This window comes from Alterirhizorhabdus solaris (assembly GCF_007785815.1).
Classification (GTDB): domain Bacteria; phylum Pseudomonadota; class Alphaproteobacteria; order Sphingomonadales; family Sphingomonadaceae; genus Alterirhizorhabdus; species Alterirhizorhabdus solaris.
Map to the genome: position 1 here is coordinate 31,512 of NZ_VNIM01000025.1, position 16,555 is coordinate 48,066.

The following is a 16,555-nucleotide window of genomic DNA, read 5'->3' on the forward strand; positions in this document are numbered from 1 at the left end:
CCGGGACTGTATTGTGACCGACAGCCTTTCCACCCCGCTGGTCATCACGGTGGGCGACAACGCCACGCCGATCTGGGGCATGAGCGTGCGCGAGCGGACCCGGCGCATCGCAGGCAAGGCGGGGCTGGCCTTCGCCGAGGCGCCCGCCGACGCCGCGACGCCCGTGCTGCTGGTGAATGCCGCCTTCGCCTTCGATCCCCCGTTGCTCGGCTGGATGACGCGACAGGCCGGCACGGTCCTGAAGAAGGACGGCATCCCGGCAATCGCGCATGTCACCGATGCGGCCGCCGTGCCCGCTGCGATTGCGTGGATGGCGGGGCAGGGGGGGCAACCGCCGGGTCTGACGGAGATCGTCCACGATGCCGGCTTCACCCTGTACAACGATCAATTGCGCAAGCGCGAGCAGCCGTTCCTTGAACCGCTGACCCCGGCCACCGTCCGCACGATCGAGCGGCGCAGCTATTATGCCGCCTACAAGGGCGTCACCGACATCCTCACCAAATATCTCTGGCCGGAATGGGCGCTGGTGCTGACCCGGATCGCCGCGCGCATCGGCATGACGCCCAACATGGTGACGGGCATCGGTGCGATCCTGTGCGTGGCCGCCTTTTTCCTGTTCGCCGACGGCCATTACTGGGCGGGGATGGGTGCCGGCCTCGGCTTCATGGTGCTCGATACGGTGGACGGCAAACTCGCCCGCTGCACGATCACCTCGTCAAGATGGGGCAACGTGTTCGACCACGGGATCGATCTGGTGCATCCCCCCTTCTGGTGGTGGGCATGGGGCGCGGGGCTGGGCACATGGGGGCTGGGGCTGCCGCCCGAGCGTTTCCTGTGGGTGATGATCGCGATCGTCGGCGGCTACGTGGTGCAGCGGCTGATCGAGGGCACGTTCATCCGTTCCTACGGCATCCACATCCATGTGTGGGAACGGACGGATTCGCGCTTCCGCCTCATCACCGCACGACGTAACCCGAACATGGTGATCCTGCTGGCCAGCGTGATCGCCGGTCGCCCCGATCTGGGGCTGGTAGGGGTGGCATGGTGGACGATGCTGTCGCTGCTGTTCCACGCCGTGCGGCTGGCGCAGGCGATGGTCCGCAAGGCCGGCGGGCGGCCGATCACCTCATGGCTGGTGGAGTAGGACGGGTGAACGCGACGATCGGAAAGTTCGGTTTCCCTGCCACGCTGGTGCGGGAATATGCCCATTGGGTCGTGCTGCTGCGCCCCGCCCAGCCGACCCTTGGATCGCTGGTACTGGCGGCGAAATCGGATGCGACCGCGTTCGGGGATCTGCCTGCCGCCGCCTTCGCCGAGCTGGCCGTGGTCACGGCGGCGATCGAACACGCCTTGGGGGCGGCGGTGCGCTACGACCGGATCAACTACCTGATGCTGATGCTGGTCGATCCCCACGTCCACTTCCACGTCATCCCGCGCTACGATGGCGAGCGCGAGGGCCGCGGGCTGACGATCGCCGATGCCGCGTGGGGCAAGCCGCCCGCGCTGGGCGAGGCCCGTGCGCTCGATGCGGACGAGCAGGCGCGGATGGTGGACTGGCTGAAGGGTTACTGGCCGGACTGATGCGTCCATCTGGCGGTGAGTGCGCCGGCGATGTCCAGATCGGCGGGGAAATCGACCTCGGCCCACTCCATCCCCTCGATCGAGACGGTGGCGACATCGCCAGACGGCGCGATCGCGTTGATCGCCTTGAGATACCAGTTCAGCACCCCCTCGGGCGTCCGCATCATCGCCTCGACCTCGGCACGGAAGATCGCCGGGCCTTCCCCGCGAAACGCCAGCATTCCGATCGATTCGGCGTTGCTCTGCTCCGCCGTCAATCGCTTGCCGATCGCGACGAGGCGGTCGCCGTCGCGCTCCACCTTCATGTCGTCGGCGTCGTAGGCGTCCTTCACGTCCACGGTGACGGTGATCGGCGCGGTCGCCTGCGCCAGCAGCGTGGCCACGATCTGCGGCGAGATCAAAGTATCGCCGTTGAGGATGACGAAATCGCCCTCCATCGCATCGCGCGCGATCCAGCAGGAGCCGAGGTTGTCGGCCACCTTGAAGAACGGGTTGAAATGCAGCGTGATGTCAACATCCGCCACCCCCGCCAGCGCGGCCGCCACCTTGTCCTCGCGAAAGCCGGTGACGACGTGGATATCGCGGATGCCGTTGGCCGCGAGCGAGCCGATCTGCCACTCGATCAGCGTTCTGCCCGCGAACGGGATCAGGCACTTGGGCAGGTCGGCGGTGACCGGCAGCAGGCGCGAGCCCTGACCGGCGCTCAGGATGATGGCGCGGGTGATCGTCATGGCGGCGGGGGCTAGGAGCGAATTGTGGCGATATCGCGGGCGCGGCGCTCAAGGATCGCGGTGGCCAGCACATGATCGGCTGGCTTGTCCACATCGATGCAGGCCTCGGCGATCGGCAGTGGGATCGCCTTCGCCGTCAGCCCCAGCCGCCGCCCGGCGCGAGCCAGCGCGCCGTCGAGCGAGAGCAGCCGCAGCGCCACGCCGAGCAGGATCACGGGGCCGAACGCACCGATCACCGCGCGGCCCTTCTTGCGCTGCTGTTCGATCGTGCGCCACAGCCGCAGCGCGGCCAGCGCTTTCGTTCCGGACAGCAGGAACAGGTTCGCCCCCGAATAGGCCCCGCCGCGAAAGCGCAGCCATGTCCGCTGGTTGTCCGGGAAGGCGACGCGCATCACACGCCGCTCGACGAGGCCGACCGCCACGTCCGCGCCGCTCGCTTGGGCGGGGGAGAGAAACGCATCGATCGTCGCCGTGTCCAGCAGCGGATGATCGGCGGTGGTGACGAGGAACGGGTAGCCTCCGCCATGCCGTTCCAGCGCATCGTGGATCGCCGCGCTCACCGAGACGCCGGCGGGCTCGAAGAAGATCGCCGGGTGGCTTTCCAGCCAGCGCGTATCGGTATGGTCGGTCAGCACCGATGGGTCCTGCGCCAGCACGATCACCCGCCCGATCGCCGGATGATCGACCAAGGTGCGCGCGACGCGGGACAGCATGGTTTCGCCCGCGATCGGCACCAGCGCCTTGACCGCCACACCGAACGCGGCGGCCAGCGGATCGACGCCGGGTCTGTTGCCGGCGAGGAGGAGGGCGGTCAGGCCGCTCCCCCCGCTCATGCGCGGATCAATACACGCGGGCCTTCGGCTTGATATACTCCGCCTCGTCGGTCAGCGTATATTCGTGCACCGGGCGGTAATCGATCGAGACGGCGCCCTTGTTGAACGAGACGAGCGTGTGCTTCATCCAGTTCGCGTCGTCGCGGTTCGGATAGTCCTCGTGCATGTGCGCGCCGCGACTTTCGTGGCGGTTGGCGGCCGAGTGCATCGTCACCACCGCTTGCGGCAGCATGTTGTCCAGCTCCAGCGTCTCGATCAGGTCGGTGTTCCAGATCATCGAGCGATCCTTCACGTCGACATCCTGGAAGCTGGCATACACGTTGTCGATCAGCCCCTGGCCCTCGCGCAGCAACGCGGTGTCGCGGAACACCGCGCAATGCTTCTGCATGGTGCGCTGCATGTCGAGGCGGATCTTCGCGGTCGGCGTGCCGCCGCTGGCGTTGCGCAGCTTGTCGAGACGGGCGAGCGCGGCATCGTCCGATGCCTTGTCCACCACGCCATGCTTGCTGTTCGGCGTGACGATCTCGGCGATGCGGAAGCCGGTGGCGCGACCGAACACGACCAGATCGATCAGCGAATTGGAGCCGAGCCGGTTCGCACCATGGACCGACACGCACGCCGCCTCGCCGACCGCGAACAGGCCGGGGACGACCGTGTCCGGGTTGCCGTCCTTCAGACGGACGACCTCGCCGTGGTAGTTACAGGGGATGCCGCCCATGTTGTAATGCACCGTCGGCGTGACGGGCAGCGGCTGGCGGGTAAGATCGACACCGGCGAAGATCTTGCCGGTCTCGGTGATGCCGGGCAGGCGTTCGGCCAGCACCTTGGGATCGATGTGATCGAGGTGCAGGTAGATATAGTCGCCGTTCTTGCCGACGCCGCGTCCCTCGCGCATCTCCATCGCCATCGACCGCGCCACCACGTCACGCGAGGCCAGATCCTTGGCGGACGGAGCGTAGCGTTCCATGAACCGCTCGCCCTCGGAGTTGGTCAGGTAGCCACCCTCGCCACGCGCGCCCTCGGTGATGAGCACGCCCGCGCCGTAGATGCCGGTCGGGTGAAACTGGACGAATTCCATGTCCTGCAACGGCAGGCCGGCGCGCAGCACCATGCCGCCGCCGTCGCCGGTGCAGGTATGCGCCGAGGTCGCCGAGAAATAGGTGCGGCCGGAGCCGCCCGTCGCCAGCACCACCGCCTGCGCGCGGAAGCGGTGGATCGAGCCGTCTTCCATGCACAGCGCGATCACGCCGCGGCATTCGCCGTCGACCATGATGAGATCGAGCGCGAAATATTCGACGTAGAAGTCCGCGTCATACTTCAGGCTCTGCTGGTACAGCGCGTGGAGCATGGCGTGGCCGGTACGATCGGCGGCGGCGCAGGTGCGCTGCACCGGCGGGCCTTCGCCCATGTTCTGCATGTGCCCGCCGAACGGGCGCTGATAGATCGTGCCGTTGTCGTTGCGGCTGAACGGCATGCCGGCATGTTCCAGCTCCACCACGGCCGCCGGTGCCTCGCGCACCATATACTCGATCGCGTCCTGATCGCCGAGCCAGTCCGATCCCTTGACGGTATCGTACATGTGCCACGTCCAGTGATCGGGCGAGTTGTTGCCGAGCGAGGCGGCGATGCCGCCCTGCGCCGCGACCGTGTGGCTGCGGGTGGGGAACACCTTGGTGATGCAGGCCGTCTTCAGGCCCTTTTCGGCGCAGCCCATCGTGGCGCGCAGGCCGGAGCCGCCGGCCCCGACGACGACCGCATCATAGATGTGGTCGATGATCTTGTACGCCTCGGCCATCAGCCCTTCACCCCCAGCAACGCGATCTTGAGGATCGAGAAGATCGCCAGCGCACCGCCGCCGACCGCGTAGAAATTGAGTGCCATCAGTGCCGCGACGCGCAGCGCATCGTCATGCACATAATCCTCGATGAACACCTGCAGGCCGATCTTGAGGTGCCAGAACACCGACACCGTCATCAGCACCAGCCCGACCGCGACGAACGGCGAGGACATCCATTGCAGGATCGTGGGGAAATCGTGCAGCGGCAGGCGGAACAGCGAGATCACGAACCACAGGACGAGGATCAGGTTGCCCGCGGCGGTGAGCCGCTGGTGCCACCAGTGCAGCCCGCCATGACGGGCCGATCCCAGCCCACGGACGCGGCCGATGCCGGTTCCCGTACCCATCAGTGCATGCTCCTTGCGTAAACCGCGCCCCAGATCAGCAGCGTCACCGCCAGCGACCCGATGATCGTCGCGGTCGCCCACGTCCGGTTCGTCTTAAGCTCGTAGCCCGCGCCCGTATCGAGGACAAAATGCCTCACCCCGGAAAACATGTGCTGGAAGAACGTCCACGTCAGCCCGATGGCGACGAGGTAGCCGAACCACGAGGTCGCCGCCCGGTAGAACGTATCGTAGGCGGCCGGGCCGCTGGCGGCGGCGACGAGCCACCAGATGAAGAGCACGCCGCCCCCGATCGCATTGGCCGTGCCCGTGGCGCGGTGCAGGATCGAGACCAGCATGTGCGGACCCCATCGCCAGATCGACAGGTGCGGCGACAATGGGCGTGCGGCGTTACGAGACATTTGCGGCCCCCTTGGAACAATGGCGGTTCTTTAGCCGAACCGGCCGACCATGCAACCGTTGCGGCGGTCCGTTTACGGCACGGTCCTTACCCGGCCTTTACCATTCGGCCGCTATCGCCGGACGACGCATCAACCAAGGCCGAGAACCCGACATGCTCCACGCCCCGATTTCCCGGTCCGACGCCGGCGTCTCGCTGCTCGGCGAGGAGGACATCGCCACCCGCGTTGCGCTGTATCGCGGCGACGGCAGTTTCGAGCGGGACCTGCAGGCGCTGTGGGCGCGCGCCGCCGACGTCATCATGTCGGTGAGCCGTGAATTCTACGAAGGCGACGCCAGCGGCCTGTTTCCGCGCCATGACGGCGCCCCGCGCGATTCCGCCGAGGACGGGATGCGGCGGGCGGCGCTGCACATGGTGGCGATCAAGTTCGCCGGGCCGGTGGATGCGCGCTGGGTCGAGGCGATCGCCGCGCAGGCGAGCCACCTGATGCGGCTGGCGGTGCCGATGCCCCGCTTCTCGACGGTGCTGGCCGCCCACGCCGGCGCGATCCTCGACGGGCTGGCGCTGTCGTTCGAGGATGATCCGGCGGCATTGCTGTCGGCCGCGCGGGTGATCCAGCAGCTCAAGATCTACGAGGGGGAGATCACCGCAGCGCAGCTGGTGCTGGTGAGCCGGCAGGAGGCGACCGGCCAGCTGCGGCTGCAAAGCGACAGTTTCCGCGACGAGATCGTCGGCATCGTGGGGGGCACGATGACCGAATCGTCCCGCCTGCGCGTGCAGACGACGGAGGCATCGGGCTCTGCGCGCGGGATGCTGGGCAAGGCATCGGAAGTCGCGGCGGCGGCCGACCAGTCGGCCGTGGCGATGCGCGAGGCGGCACAGACCGCCGCCGGCCTGATCCGCGCGATCGAGGAGGCGCGCGGCGAGGTGGAGGTGGCGGCCGGCATCGCCACCCGCGCCGGAGACGAATCGGCCCGCGCGCTGACCGTATCCGAAGCGTTGAGCGATCATGCCAAGGCGATCGAGTCGATCCTCGGCCTGATCCGCCACATCGCCGCGCAGACCAACCTGCTGGCGCTGAACGCCACGATCGAGGCTGCCCGCGCGGGCGACGCCGGGCGCGGCTTTGCGGTGGTGGCGCAGGAGGTGAAGAGCCTCGCCAGCCAGACGGCGCGCGCGACCGACGACATCGCCGGCAAGATCGCCGCGATCCAGGCAGCCACCCGGCAGACGGTGGAGGCCAACAGTTCGATCCGTGCGACGGTGGGCGACGTACAGGCTTCCGCCACCCGCATCCGCACCGCGATGGAGACGCAGGCGCAGACCGTGACCGCGATCACCGCCGCCGTGGACGAAACCGCGCTTGCCGCCGACTCGATGTCGATGACGATCGCCGCGATTCGCGCCGATACGGTGGCGGTGGCGGACGAGATCGACCAGCTCGAAACCGGCTTCGGCGCGGTAGGCACGCAATTGGCGCGGCTCGATGCCGCCACCACCGAGTTCGTGACGCGGATCGCGGCGTAAGGCGCGCTGCAGTCTGACGGGCCTTGTCCCCGCCCCGGCGCGCCGCGTATCGCGCCGGAATGAGCATCAACATTCTTGTCACGGGCGCCAGCCGGGGCATCGGCGCCGCCATTCTCGACCGGCTTGACGAGGCCAGCATCCGGCTGGTTGGCCACGCCACCCTCGGTGACGGCGACAGGCTGATCGCGGCCGACTTCGCGCAGGCCGATGCCCCCGCCGAACTGTGGCAGGCGGCGCTCGACCGGCTGGACGGGCGGATCGACGTGCTCGTCAACAACGCCGGCATCCCGGCCCCGCTCCTGGAAATGCAGCACCGCCCGGCGCACTGGCATTATGCCGCCTCCAAGGCGGGCATGGTGGCGATGACCAAGACGATCGCGCGCGCCTACGCCGCCGAGGGCATTCTCGCCTTCGCTGTCTGCCCCGGCTTCACCATGACCGGCATGGCCGAGGACTATCTCGCCAGCCGGGGCGGGGACCGGCTGCTGGCCGACATCCCGCTCGGCCGCGTCGCGAAACCCGCCGAGGTGGCCGAGACGGTACGCTTCCTGGCACTTTCGGCGCCGCCCTCGATGACCGGCGCGATCCTCGACATCAATGGAGCAAGCTATGTCCGCTAGGCCACCGCGCGACGAACCGAAGGGCGACGGCATCACCGGCTTCCCGTTCGATGCCCCACGCGAGGGAAGCTGGAAGCTGAGCCTGCCCTGCACGAAGGCCGAGGCCGAGGTGCTGGCGGGCGACCTGCCGCAACTGGCGCTGCTGGACGAGCCGCCCGTGCTGATGACGAGCGAGCCGGACCCGGCCGCGCCCGATGCGTGGCGGCTGGACGCCTATGTCGAGGCGAAGCCCGATGCCGCGATGATCGCGCTGGTGGCCGGGCTGGTGCCGAGCGCCGCCGGCACCCCGCCCGTGATCGAACATATCCCCGAAGACGACTGGGTGACGCTGTCGCAGGCCGGGCTGGCGCCGATCCGCGCCGGCCGCTTCTATGTGCGCACGCCGTCGAGCACCGAGGTGCCGCCGGAGGACATGATCGCCTTTACCATCGAGGCCGGGCGCGCCTTCGGCACCGGCCACCACGAGACGACCACCGGCTGCCTGACCATGCTCGACCGGATGCGGTCGGCCGGCCTGCACTTCGACGATATCGTCGATGTGGGCACCGGCACCGGCCTGCTCGCCTTCGCGGCCTTGCGGCTGTGGCCCCGCGCACGGGTGGCCGCATCCGATATCGATCCGGTGGCGATCGACGTGACGGCCGAGAACTGCATGGTGAACCGCGTGGCCGTGGGCCGCGGGCGGGGCCGGATCGAGCTGGTGACGGCGCCGGGCCTCGCCCACGCCCGGCTGCGCGCACGGACGCCCTACGACCTGATCGTCGCCAACATCCTCGCCGGGCCGCTGATCGAACTGGCACCGGTGCTGGGCGGGGCGCTGGCGCCGGGCGGATCGCTGATCCTCGCCGGGCTGCTCGACACGCAGGCCGATGCGGTGACCGCCGCCTATCGCCGGCAGGGGCTGTTCGCGGCCGATCGCATCACGCTGGGGGACTGGCCGACGCTGCGACTGGAGAAGGCGAGGCGCTGACTGCCAGCGCAGGGCTGCCGCCGGTCAGCGGTTCGCGCCGCGACCGTCGATCACCTCGCGCACCTTGCGTGCCAGCTGCTCGATCGTGAACGGCTTGGGCAGGAACGCCACGCCCGGATCGAGCATGCCGTTGTGCACCACCGCGTTGCGGGTGTAGCCGGTGGTGTAGAGCACCTGCAGCGCGGGGCGTAGCGCGCGGGCCTCGTCGGCCAGGCGGCGGCCGTTCATCTCCGGCATGATGACGTCGGTGAACAGCAGCACGATCGACGGGTTCTCGGCGAGCAGTTCCAGCGCCTCGCGCCCGTCGCCGGCGGAAATCGCGGTATAGCCGAGCTCCCGCAGCGCATCGACGGAGTAATGCCGCACCCGCTGCTCGTCCTCCACCACGAGGATGATCTCGTCGGCCGACCCCTCGGGGATCGCACCGGCCGACACCACCGGCAGCGCCTCGCCGAGCGGGCCGGTGTAGCGCGGCAGGTACAGCTTCACCGTCGTGCCCTCGCCCGGCTCCGAGTAGATGGCGACGTGCCCGCCCGACTGCTTGACGAAGCCGAACACCTGGCTCAGCCCGAGGCCGGTGCCCTTGCCCACCTCCTTGGTGGTGAAGAAGGGATCGAACGCGCGTTCGATCACCTCGGGCGACATGCCGCTGCCGGTATCGCTGACGCAGATGGAGACATACTGGCCGGGCATGACCTCGGTCCGCTGGCGGGCATAGTCGTCGTCCAGCGAGGCGTTCTGCGTCTCGATCGTCAGCCGCCCGCTCTCGCTGCCCGTCACGGCGATCGCGTCGCGCGCGTTGACGGCAAGGTTGAGCAGCGCATTCTCGATCTGCGAGGGATCGGCGAAGGTGCGCCACAAACCGCCCGCCAGCACCGTCTCCACCGAGATCGCCTCGCCCAGCGTCCGGCGCAGCAGATCGGACATGCCGGAAACCAGCTTGTTCGTATCGATCGGCACCGGCGCCAATGGCTGCTGGCGCGAGAAGGCGAGCAGCCGGGCGGTGAGGGTGGCGGCACGCTCCGCCCCCTCGCGCGCGTTGTCGAGGGCCTTGGTCAACCGCGCAGGATCGCCCATCCGCCGCCGCGCCATATCCAGGCTGCCGATAACGATGGCCAGCATGTTGTTGAAATCATGGGCGATGCCGCCCGTGAGCTGGCCGATCGACTCCATCTTCTGCAATTGCCGTACCTGCCCCTCGGCGGCCTCGCGTGCGGCGGCCTCGCGGCTCATCCGGTCGGCCGCCTCGGTTGCGGCATCGCGCGCGGCCTCGGCGGCGGCGAAGCGCAGGCGGGCGTCGCGCAGGGTGAGCGCCGCGACCGCGATGACGAGGATCATCGCCACGATCAGCCCGGCGATCAGCCACCATACGGCAGCATCCACCGCCGCGATGCGCCGTTCCAGCAGCGCCGACTCGGTCGCCTTCATCGCCGCCACGTCGCCCTCGATACGGTGGATCAGGCGCTGACCGCGCCCGGTATCGACAAGGCGGATCGCATCGCCCCGGCGATCGCGCGACACCATTTCGACGCCCTCGCGGGCGAAGGCGATCTTCGCCTCGATCATCGGCGCCAGCCGCGCCAGCGCCCGTCGCTGGCGCGGGTTGTTTTCAGTGAGGTGACGCAGTTCCGCGATCCGGGCGCGAACCTGGATGACGGCCACCTCCATGTCCTCGGGGAAGCTCTCGTTGCCGGCGATCAGATAGCCGCGGTGATTCGATTCGACCTTGCGGATCAGTTCGAGCACTTCGCCGATGCGAAGCTCCACCTCAAGCGTGTGGCGGACGCGGCCATTGGCATGCTCCTGCGCGCGGGCGAGGAAGATGCCGCCGGCAATCGCCAGGATGATGAGCAGCAGCCCGCCCAGCGGCAACAGCGGCATTCGCCGGAAAGTCATGGCCGCTGGCATCCCGGTTCTTTTGCTGGGTTGGATGGATTAACGCAAGTGACCCTATGAACCGGCCGCCGCGACGATCGCTGCCCATCCGGCCTCGTCGGTCACCTCGACCCCCAGTTCTTCCGCTTTCTTGCGCTTGCTGCCGGCATCCGCGCCGACGATGACCAGCTTGGTCTTCTTCGAGACGGACCCGGCCACTTTCGCGCCCAGCGCCTCAGCCTGCGCCTTGGCCTCGTCGCGCGACAGGGTTTCCAGCTTGCCGGTGAACACCACCGTCTTGCCGGTGACGGGGGAGGCGCGCGTTTCATGCACCACATCCTGCGGGCCCACCTGCCGGAGCAGATCGTACACCACCGCGCGATTGTGCTTCTCGGCGAAGAAGTCGAGCAGCGCCTCGGCGACCTCGGGGCCGATCCCCGGGGTCTCCACGGCCGCGACGAGCGCCTTCTGGCGCCGGATCACGAACTTGCGATCCGGCTCGGCCGGAGTAGGGCGGGTGACGCGGCGCACCCGCAGCGCCTGCCGGATCATCGCGCAGAAGCCGCGCATGGAGACGGTGCGGCGGGCCAGATCGCGCGCGGTGATCTGCCCCACATGCCGGATGCCGAGCGCGAACAGGAAGCGGTCGAGCGCGATCTCTCGCTTTTCCTCGATCGCGGCGAGCAGATTGTCGACCGACATCTCGCCCAGCCGTTCCCGCGCCATCAGCGCATCGCGTTGCAGGTGCAGACGGAAGATGTCGGCGGGCGAGGCGATCAGCCCGTCGCGGAAGAAATCCTCGACCCTCACGAGGCCCAATCCGCGAATATCGAAGGCGTAGCGCGAGGCGAAGTGGATCAGCCGCTCCACCCGCTGCGCCGGGCAGATCAATCCGCCGGTGCAGCGATAGTCGACCTCGCCTTCCTCGCGCGCCAGTGCCGATCCGCATTCGCGACAGGTGGCGGGAAAGTGCCATTCGGCGCGCGGCGCGTCGCGGGTCAGGTTCTCGGCGATCTGCGGGATCACGTCGCCGGCGCGCTGCACCACCACCCTGTCCCCCGGGCGCACGCCGAGCCGCACGATCTCGTCGGCATTGTGCAGCGTGGCGTTCGACACGACGACGCCGCCCACCGTGACCGGCTCCAGCCGCGCGACAGGGGTGATCTTGCCGGTGCGGCCCACCTGCGTGTCGATCGCCAACAGCACCGTCTGCGCCTGTTCGGCCGGGAACTTGTGTGCGATCGCCCAGCGCGGCGCACGACCGACCTGCCCCAGCCGGCGCTGCCAGTCCAGGCGGTCCACCTTGTACACCACGCCGTCGATGTCGAACGGCAGGTCGGCGCGGGCCGACTCGATCGCGCGGTAATGCGCCAGCGCGGCCTCCGCCGTTTCCACGCGCGCCAGCCGGTCGGAGACGGGGATGCCCCAGCCCGCGATCACGGCCATCACCGCCTCTTGGGTGTCGCCCGGCACCTCGCTCGCCTCGCCCCAGCCGTGGGCGAGGAAGCGCAAGGGGCGGGCGGCGGTGATGGCCGCATCCTTCTGGCGAAGCGATCCGGCGGCGGCGTTGCGCGGGTTGGCGAACTGGCGCGCCTTGGCCGGATCGGTCGCCTCGGCGAGCAGGCGGGCGTTCAACGCGGCGAAATCGGCCTTGTCCATATACACCTCGCCGCGCACCTCGAACACGGCGGGGGCGCCCGCGATCGATTGCGGGATATCGGCGATGGTGGCCACGTTGGCGGTCACGTTCTCGCCGGTCGCGCCGTCGCCGCGGGTCAGCGCCAGCACCAGCGCCCCGTCCTCATAACGCAACGAGCAGGAGAGGCCGTCGATCTTCGGCTCGGCAGTGAGCGCGACAGGGGCATCATCCGGCAGCGCGAGGAAGCGGCGCAGGCGCGCGACGAACTCGATCACCTCCTCATCCGAAAAGGCGTTGTCGAGGCTGAGCATCGGTCGCGCGTGGGCGACCTTGGCGAGATGCCCGGCCGGTGCAGCACCTACCACGAAGCTGGGCGAATCGGCGCGGACGAGGGCGGGGAAGGCCGCTTCGAGCTCGGCATTGCGGCGGATCAGTGCGTCATAGGCGGCGTCGCTGATCTCGGGCGCGTCGTGCGTATGATAGAGGGCTGCGTGGCGGGCGATCTCGGTGGCGAGCGCGGCCAGCTCGGCGGCGGCACTCGCCTCGTCGGCGGGCGGGGAGGTGTCGGCGGTCATGCCGGCAGCGATAGAGCGAAATGCCGCCGGGTGGAACGTGGCTTAGCGCGTCAGCGTCGCCAGCTGCGTCGGGGCGGATGCGGCAGCGGCGGCAGGCGGCGTCCCGTAGCGGGCCATCACCGTCAGCGCGTCGATCACGTCGTCGGGCAGGCGCAGTACAGGGGCGCTGGCGATCGTCGGCGCGGTCGCGGCTTCGGCCGGGATGGCGCAGGTGTCGCCCGGCAGGCGGCGCGGGAACAGGCGTGCGCTTGCGAGGCGGGCCATCTCCGTCGGCGTCATGGTGGCGGCGTGCGCGGTTTCGACCGCTTCGGCACAGGTCGCCGCATCGGTCTGGCCGTCGCCATAAGCGTTGGCGAGCGCGGTGGTGAAGCGGTCGTAATCCGCCTGCGATCCGCCTTCGGCGGCGAAGTGCGTCTTGATCGCCAGGTTCGCGCCTTCGATCGTTTCACGAGCAGCGCGCACGAAGCTATTGTAATCGGGGGTAATGTCGATCCCGGCGGCGCGGCAGCGGAGCGAGGCGACCATCAGCATCGTCTGCAGTTCGCGTACCTGTGCAGCGGATCGCTCCTTCGTGCTCCAGCACGCGGCGCCGGCGGGGGCGGCAAGGCCAAGCCCGAACAAGGCGCAGGCAGCCGCCGCGCGTTCCCACATCTTCATGATTAACCCCCGATCCCGCCGTGCCTTCCCGGCACCCAGGAACAATCGCAGATTGCGCTTGGGGGAATACTAAAGGGCTTGGTTTACAATCCGTAAGATGGCGGTTCGAAACACGGCGTCACACCGTCAGCAGTCTCGTCGCCTGCGCCCGCGCCTCCGCCGTCACCTCCGCGCCGGAAAGCATCCGCGCGATCTCCTCGCGCCGTTCGTCTGGATCGAGCGCGCGCACGCTGGTGCGGGTGACGAGGCCGTCGTGTGCCTTGGCGATCAGCCAGTGCCGGTCCGCCCGTGCCGCGACCTGCGGGCTGTGCGTGACGACGAGCAACTGCGCTCGCCGGGAGAGGCGCGCCAGCCGCTCCCCGATCGCGCTGGCCACGGCGCCGCCGACCCCGCGATCGATCTCGTCGAAGATCATCGTGCCGGCGCCGCCTTCCTCCGCCAGCGCCACCTTGAGCGCGAGGATGAAGCGCGAGAGTTCGCCGCCGCTCGCGATCTTCACCAGCGGCGCGAACGGCGCGCCGGGGTTGGTCGAGATTTCGAATTCCACCCGGTCGCGCCCGCTGGCGGACCATTGGGTTTCGCCAAGCCGCTCCACCACAGTGCGGAAACGCGCGGCCTCCAGCTTCAACGGCGCCAGTTCGCCCGCCACCGCCGCATCGAGCCGGGCGGCGGCGAGTTCGCGTTGCGCGCCCACCGTGGCGGCGGCCTCCTCATAAGCGGTGCGCGCGGCCTTCACCGCCTGCTCCAGCTTTGCGATGCCGGCATCACCCGAATCGAGCCGCGCCAGTCGCTCGGCCAGTTCGGCGGCGAGCGCGGGCAGGGCCGGCGGATCGATGCGGTGCTTGCGGGCGATGGCGCGCAGCTCGAACAGCCGGGTCTCCACCGCATCCAGCCGGGCCGGGTCGAACGCCAGCGCATCGTTGGCGGCGGCCAGCTTGTCCTCCGCCTCGCCAAGTTCGATCAGCGCGCGATCGAGCGCGTCGATCGCCTCGGTCAGCAGCGGGTGCTCGTCCGCCATCCGTTCCAGCCGCCGCGCCGCCTGCCGCAACTGGGCGGAGCCGCCGGCCGATCCGTCGATATGGGCGTTCACCGCCGTCAGGTCGTCGGCCAGCCGCGCGCCCTTCTGCATGCCGGCGCGTTCCTCGGCGAGCGACTCCTCCTCGCCGTCCTCCGCGCCCAACGCGGTCAGTTCGGCGACGGCATGCTCCAGCCACTCACGGTCGCGCGCCGCCGTCTCCAGCTCGGCGGCGGCGGATTGCAGCCGCGCCTCGGCTGTGGCCCAATCACGATAGGCGAGCGCGACCGGGGCGGTATCGATCCGCCCGAAATTGTCGAGCAGCGCGCGGTGGCCGCGCGCGTTCAGCAGGCCGCGATCGTCGTGCTGGCCATGAATTTCCACCAGCCGCGCGCCGATCTCCCGCAGGAAGGTCGCGGAGGCAGGCTGGTCGTTCACCGTCGCGCGGCTGCCGCCATCGGCCTTGACGATACGGCGGATCAGCAGCGGCTCGCCCGGCTCGCCGTCGAGGCCGTTCTCGGCCAGCAGGGCCAGCGCCGGATGATCGCCGCCCAGATCGAAACTGGCCGTCACCACCGCCTGGGTGGCGCCCTGCCGCACCAGGCCGCTGTCGGCGCGCATCCCCAGCGCCAGCCCCAGCGAATCGAGCAGTATCGACTTGCCCGCCCCGGTTTCGCCGGTAAGCGCGCCAAGACCATGCTCGAAGCGCAGGTCCAGCGCCTCGATCAGCACCACGTCGCGAATGGAAAGGCCGGTCAGCATCGTCGGCGTATGTAGGCGATGACGGGGCCGGATTGAACCGCCGTTACGACGCCTTCTTGTTCATCAGTTCGAAGGCGTGCTCGTACCATTTGGAGCCGGGGTAGTTCGCGCCCAGCACCGCCGCCGCTTTCCGGGCTTCCTCGGGGATACCGAGCGCGAGATAGGATTCGGTCAGCCGCATCAGCGCCTCGGGAGCGTGGGTGGTCGTCTGATAGTTGTCCACCACGTTGCGGAAGCGCAGCACCGAGGCGAGCCACTCGCCCCGCCGCTGGTAGAAACGGCCGATCTCCATCTCCTTGCCGGCGAGGTGATCGCGCACGAGATCCACCTTCAGCCGGGCATCCGCCGCATAGGGCGTATCCGGGTAACGGCGGATCAATTCCCCAAGCGCATCAAGCGACTGCTGGGTGATCTTCTGGTCGCGCGTCACGTCCTGGATCTGCTCGTAATAATCGACGGCGATCAGGTAGAGCGCATAGGACGCATCCTTGTTGCCCGGATGGATCGACAGGAACCGCTGCGCCGACGAGATCGAGGCGGTATAATCCCGCGCGAGATAATAGCTGAACGCGCTCATCAGCTGTGCCCGGCGTGCCCACGGCGAATAGGGGTGCTGGCGCTCCACCTCGTCGAACAGTTGGGCCGCCACCTTGTACTGGCCGCGATCCAGCCGATCCTTCGCGCTGTTGTAGAGCGTGTCGACATCGCGGGCGACGTACTTCGTATCCGCCTTGTTCTTGCTGGTCGCGCAACCGGCGAGCGGGGCCAGCAGAGCGGCGGCGATCAGCACGGCACTCCGACGGGAGCGACGCATGGGCGGACGGGGGGAGATACGCATGGCACTCGCCTTAGCCGAGGCGATAGCCTGCGCCAATGGGCAAACACGGCGTCCGGCGATGGCGCAGAAGCGGGCTACCACCCGCCGGGGCACCCGATTAAGGTCGCGGCAATGTTGCGCGTCCTGACCCTCGCCTCGCTGTTCCCGGATGCCACGCGGCCCACCTTCGGCGGCTTCGTCGCGCGGCAGACGATCGGGCTGGCGGCGCACCCCGATGTGGAGTTGCGGGTGGTGGCGCCGATCGGGTTGCCGCCGTGGCCGCTGTCGCGCCATCCGCGCTACGCCGCGTTCCGCGCCGTGCCGTTGCGCGAGACGTGGGTAGGGGCGGGCGCGGAACGCGGCGTAGCGCGG

The 16,555-nt window shown here is 69.0% G+C and carries 15 protein-coding genes and 1 pseudogene; 6 read left to right on the plus strand and 10 right to left on the minus strand.

Annotated features, from left to right (window positions below; genetic code table 11):
* Positions 1 to 13: 13 nt before the first annotated feature.
* Positions 14 to 1,144, plus strand: coding sequence for a CDP-alcohol phosphatidyltransferase family protein (locus FOY91_RS08235; RefSeq protein WP_238995304.1), 1,131 nt, complete (start codon positions 14 to 16; stop codon positions 1,142 to 1,144).
* Between the two features lie 5 nt (positions 1,145 to 1,149).
* Positions 1,150 to 1,581 carry an HIT family protein gene (locus FOY91_RS08240; protein WP_145149968.1) on the plus strand — a complete coding sequence of 144 codons (432 nt, stop codon included), beginning with the start codon at positions 1,150 to 1,152 and terminating at the stop codon, positions 1,579 to 1,581.
* Here FOY91_RS08240 and FOY91_RS08245 read toward each other — a convergent pair.
* From FOY91_RS08245 to sdhC, 5 genes are read right to left on the minus strand one after another with little or no spacing between them, the layout of a single operon-like run.
* On the minus strand, positions 1,566 to 2,312 hold the full coding sequence (locus FOY91_RS08245; protein WP_145149971.1) for a phosphocholine cytidylyltransferase family protein: 747 nt from the start codon (positions 2,310 to 2,312) through the stop codon (positions 1,566 to 1,568). The two genes, FOY91_RS08240 and FOY91_RS08245, sit on opposite strands and share 16 nt — an antisense overlap.
* 11 nt (positions 2,313 to 2,323) lie before the next feature.
* The gene (locus FOY91_RS08250; RefSeq protein WP_145149973.1) at positions 2,324 to 3,145 is read right to left on the minus strand and encodes a nucleotidyltransferase family protein; all 822 of its coding nucleotides are present in this window, start codon (positions 3,143 to 3,145) and stop codon (positions 2,324 to 2,326) included.
* Between the two features lie 7 nt (positions 3,146 to 3,152).
* Complete coding sequence (sdhA, locus tag FOY91_RS08255; RefSeq protein WP_145149975.1) at positions 3,153 to 4,940, minus strand: succinate dehydrogenase flavoprotein subunit; 1,788 nt, start codon at positions 4,938 to 4,940, stop codon at positions 3,153 to 3,155.
* A complete protein-coding gene (gene sdhD / locus FOY91_RS08260) occupies positions 4,940 to 5,329 on the minus strand; it encodes a succinate dehydrogenase, hydrophobic membrane anchor protein (RefSeq protein WP_145149977.1) in 390 nt (129 codons plus the stop codon). The genes sdhA and sdhD overlap by 1 nt, the downstream gene beginning before the upstream one ends.
* Positions 5,329 to 5,727, minus strand: coding sequence for a succinate dehydrogenase, cytochrome b556 subunit (sdhC, locus tag FOY91_RS08265; protein ID WP_145149979.1), 399 nt, complete (start codon positions 5,725 to 5,727; stop codon positions 5,329 to 5,331). Before sdhC ends, sdhD begins: the two co-directional genes overlap by 1 nt.
* Positions 5,728 to 5,879: 152 nt before the next feature.
* Between sdhC and FOY91_RS08270 the strand changes: the two genes are divergently transcribed.
* Genes FOY91_RS08270 through FOY91_RS08280 form a run of 3 tightly spaced genes read left to right on the plus strand, consistent with a single transcriptional unit; the run spans position 5,880 to position 8,843 of the window.
* Positions 5,880 to 7,253 carry a methyl-accepting chemotaxis protein gene (locus FOY91_RS08270; protein ID WP_145149981.1) on the plus strand — a complete coding sequence of 458 codons (1,374 nt, stop codon included), beginning with the start codon at positions 5,880 to 5,882 and terminating at the stop codon, positions 7,251 to 7,253.
* Between the two features lie 59 nt (positions 7,254 to 7,312).
* Positions 7,313 to 7,873, plus strand: a complete 561-nt coding sequence (locus FOY91_RS08275) for an SDR family NAD(P)-dependent oxidoreductase (protein WP_145149983.1) — start codon at positions 7,313 to 7,315, stop codon at positions 7,871 to 7,873.
* Complete coding sequence (locus FOY91_RS08280) at positions 7,863 to 8,843, plus strand: 50S ribosomal protein L11 methyltransferase (RefSeq protein WP_145149985.1); 981 nt, start codon at positions 7,863 to 7,865, stop codon at positions 8,841 to 8,843. Before FOY91_RS08275 ends, FOY91_RS08280 begins: the two co-directional genes overlap by 11 nt.
* Positions 8,844 to 8,867: 24 nt before the next feature.
* Here FOY91_RS08280 and FOY91_RS08285 read toward each other — a convergent pair whose 3' ends face one another.
* From FOY91_RS08285 to FOY91_RS08305, 5 genes are all read right to left on the minus strand, one after another.
* Positions 8,868 to 10,739, minus strand: a complete 1,872-nt coding sequence (locus FOY91_RS08285; protein ID WP_238995305.1) for a CHASE3 domain-containing protein — start codon at positions 10,737 to 10,739, stop codon at positions 8,868 to 8,870.
* A gap of 54 nt (positions 10,740 to 10,793) precedes the next feature.
* Positions 10,794 to 12,932: an NAD-dependent DNA ligase LigA gene (gene ligA, locus FOY91_RS08290; protein ID WP_145149989.1), complete on the minus strand. Its 2,139-nt coding sequence runs from the start codon at positions 12,930 to 12,932 to the stop codon at positions 10,794 to 10,796.
* Between the two features lie 42 nt (positions 12,933 to 12,974).
* On the minus strand, positions 12,975 to 13,589 hold the full coding sequence (locus FOY91_RS08295; RefSeq protein ID WP_145149991.1) for a hypothetical protein: 615 nt from the start codon (positions 13,587 to 13,589) through the stop codon (positions 12,975 to 12,977).
* Positions 13,590 to 13,707: 118 nt separating this feature from the next.
* Positions 13,708 to 15,366, minus strand: a complete 1,659-nt coding sequence (gene recN / locus FOY91_RS08300) for a DNA repair protein RecN (RefSeq protein WP_145149992.1) — start codon at positions 15,364 to 15,366, stop codon at positions 13,708 to 13,710.
* A gap of 43 nt (positions 15,367 to 15,409) precedes the next feature.
* Positions 15,410 to 16,204, minus strand: a complete 795-nt coding sequence (locus tag FOY91_RS08305) for an outer membrane protein assembly factor BamD (protein ID WP_420822868.1) — start codon at positions 16,202 to 16,204, stop codon at positions 15,410 to 15,412.
* A 111-nt stretch (positions 16,205 to 16,315) separates the two neighbouring features.
* Here FOY91_RS08305 and FOY91_RS08310 point away from each other — a divergent pair.
* Positions 16,316 to 16,555 (plus strand): annotated as a pseudogene (locus tag FOY91_RS08310) (glycosyltransferase); the annotation flags it as partial.

Bases quoted from the DNA above. Each gene is read 5' to 3' on its own strand.
- sdhA (WP_145149975.1), bottom strand. From the start codon at position 4,940: ATGGCCGAGGCGTACAAGATCATCGACCACATCTATGATGCGGTCGTC.
- sdhD (WP_145149977.1), bottom strand. From the start codon at position 5,329: ATGGGTACGGGAACCGGCATCGGCCGCGTCCGTGGGCTGGGATCGGCC.
- FOY91_RS08270 (WP_145149981.1), top strand. From the start codon at position 5,880: ATGCTCCACGCCCCGATTTCCCGGTCCGACGCCGGCGTCTCGCTGCTC.
- FOY91_RS08250 (WP_145149973.1), bottom strand. From the start codon at position 3,145: ATGAGCGGGGGGAGCGGCCTGACCGCCCTCCTCCTCGCCGGCAACAGA.
- FOY91_RS08275 (WP_145149983.1), top strand. From the start codon at position 7,313: ATGAGCATCAACATTCTTGTCACGGGCGCCAGCCGGGGCATCGGCGCC.
- sdhC (WP_145149979.1), bottom strand. From the start codon at position 5,727: ATGTCTCGTAACGCCGCACGCCCATTGTCGCCGCACCTGTCGATCTGG.
- FOY91_RS08285 (WP_238995305.1), bottom strand. From the start codon at position 10,739: ATGACTTTCCGGCGAATGCCGCTGTTGCCGCTGGGCGGGCTGCTGCTC.
- FOY91_RS08245 (WP_145149971.1), bottom strand. From the start codon at position 2,312: ATGACGATCACCCGCGCCATCATCCTGAGCGCCGGTCAGGGCTCGCGC.
- ligA (WP_145149989.1), bottom strand. From the start codon at position 12,932: ATGACCGCCGACACCTCCCCGCCCGCCGACGAGGCGAGTGCCGCCGCC.
- FOY91_RS08280 (WP_145149985.1), top strand. From the start codon at position 7,863: ATGTCCGCTAGGCCACCGCGCGACGAACCGAAGGGCGACGGCATCACC.
- FOY91_RS08305 (WP_420822868.1), bottom strand. From the start codon at position 16,204: ATGCGTATCTCCCCCCGTCCGCCCATGCGTCGCTCCCGTCGGAGTGCC.
- recN (WP_145149992.1), bottom strand. From the start codon at position 15,366: ATGCTGACCGGCCTTTCCATTCGCGACGTGGTGCTGATCGAGGCGCTG.
- FOY91_RS08295 (WP_145149991.1), bottom strand. From the start codon at position 13,589: ATGAAGATGTGGGAACGCGCGGCGGCTGCCTGCGCCTTGTTCGGGCTT.